The following is a 1,883-nucleotide window of genomic DNA, read 5'->3' as shown; positions in this document are numbered from 1 at the left end:
TTGCGTTGACATACTTCGCCGTCTTCCGCTTCAACTCCGTCACTCTGGCGACCTGATCCGACGTTGTCTAGCGATTAAACACGGCCGTTCTGGCCGATGCGCGAATCGCATTTGATGGGGGCGTCCGAACTGCCGAAGAGGTTCGCGCGGAAGGCCGTGTCCGTCCCCGAGCCCTCGGCTCGGCAGATGACCTGGATCTCCTTGCTTGACCCCGAGTAGCCCTCAACGTTCTGCCAGTCGGTGATCTCGCCCTTGTAGATGGCCTTCAGCTGTTTGCCGGTGAGCTTCGTCACGCCGGCGTCGTAGATGGGTTTGCTGACGACGACCGGCTGGCCGTCGACACCCACTACATGGTCAGTGAAGTTCTCGTAGCTCTTGCGCTCGGGAAGTTCCTCCTTAACCGGGGCGCTCGAATCACCTATGTCCACCTGCTCGTTCATCAGCTTCTCGATACCGGTACCCGAGTGGCTGAGGCCGACGTTGACCGAAAAGGGTGGCTGGCTCCCGCCGCTGGCCTCGAAGCCGTAGATGCCGGCGAAGAAATCCGCCATCCGCTTGTTCGTGTCGAACCCGTACTGGCCCGGACCCCAGTACTCCTCGTCATCAGCCGGCGGGTTCGAGTTCCAGACCGATGCGCCGTTGCTCGTGATCGGGTAGACCGTCGAGGAACCGTCGGCGGTCAGCGGCCCGCCGCCACTCTGCTGGGTGCCGCCACTGCTGTTTCCACCGCTTCCGTTCGGCCCACCACTGCTTCCGTTCCCGCCGCCGGCACCCGTACTCCCGCCGAGACAGCCCGCGACGCCGATTGTGGTACTGGCACCGACTCCCATCAGAACGCGGCGTCGTGTCGTTTTGTGCGTCATCACCAGAACCATTCGCCCTTGTCTATTTATTCGATACTAATTTTGATATATCTACATACGAATGCCTCATTTGTCTATATATTCGTACGTTCTTCAATAGTTCTGGATGAAGACTGGTTGCTGTGCAAGTGACATCGGGAAATCGGTTCTACAGAGGACAAGACAACTATTCAGTATGTCTAATAAGAATTGTTCTGATACCCATCTGTTCCTTATCCTATATAGCAAAATTACGATCGCTTAAGTCAGGTACCGGATAATCCGCACTATCCGTGTTGAACGCATACCGCCGGAACGAGTTGAGCCACAAAATTGAACGTGGAAAGACAGCTAATGTCTCACCCAGATAATCTAACGGCTACTGAGGGCAGCGAATCAGTCCTTCGGGAATACGTTCTCGGGGTCCGAATCATTGAATACACACCCACAGATGGTGACGGCCGGCAGTACCGCTTTGAGGCTCCCCATCATGAAGGTACAATATTCGATGATCGTGGGCAAGCCGAGTTGTACGCCGATGTATATTTCGACGTCAATGGATTCGAAGAGGCAGACACAGGTGAGCGCGGCGTTCCACCAGAAATCATCCAAGCCGGGCGAGACACGCTTGCAGCGTATTTCCTTACCCAGCCTGGAACGGACGAACACTGGGTGGCGTCGTTTTACGGAGTGAAACCCAGTACGGTTGAGCGATACGCCTCGTGGGTCCGCGAGCGAGCTGAGGAAATTCGGGCTGGCGCACGAGAGCGTACCATGGAGTAGACGGTAGCCAAAGAGTCCTGTTTCCGTTCAACCGGCGTGGTCGTGTCCTTGTGTTCTGAGCATCAATATACAAAATAATCAGCTGTCCTGTCAGCGTTCTCTTCTCTGGGAACAAATGGGAGATCGCACTTGGAACGGCCAAGCTTCCGAAATCGTCCGGGATACACTATCTGACGGCACAGGAGAAAGGGGTGTTCCGCCGGGAACACCCCGGCCGAAATCGTATGCTCATCACGGCAGTGATCTCGAGTTCAAGCC

2 protein-coding genes are annotated in these 1,883 nt (G+C 55.9%); one reads left to right on the top strand and one right to left on the bottom strand.

Going from position 1 to position 1,883, the window contains the following annotated elements; all coding sequences use genetic code 11:
- Positions 1 to 74: 74 nt before the first annotated feature.
- Positions 75 to 830 carry a PstS family phosphate ABC transporter substrate-binding protein gene (locus C448_RS04220; protein WP_239640518.1) on the bottom strand — a complete coding sequence of 252 codons (756 nt, stop codon included), beginning with the start codon at positions 828 to 830 and terminating at the stop codon, positions 75 to 77.
- A gap of 366 nt (positions 831 to 1,196) precedes the next feature.
- On the opposite strand from C448_RS04220, the gene C448_RS16650 reads away from it, so the two are divergent.
- Positions 1,197 to 1,625, top strand: coding sequence for a hypothetical protein (locus C448_RS16650; protein WP_080503151.1), 429 nt, complete (start codon positions 1,197 to 1,199; stop codon positions 1,623 to 1,625).
- The last annotated feature ends 258 nt before the right edge of the window (positions 1,626 to 1,883 follow it).

It is taken from the genome of Halococcus morrhuae DSM 1307 (assembly GCF_000336695.1).
GTDB lineage: Archaea > Halobacteriota > Halobacteria > Halobacteriales > Halococcaceae > Halococcus > Halococcus morrhuae.
The sequence above is the reverse complement of the archived record's forward strand: the minus strand, read 5'-3'. Positions and strand labels throughout refer to the sequence as shown.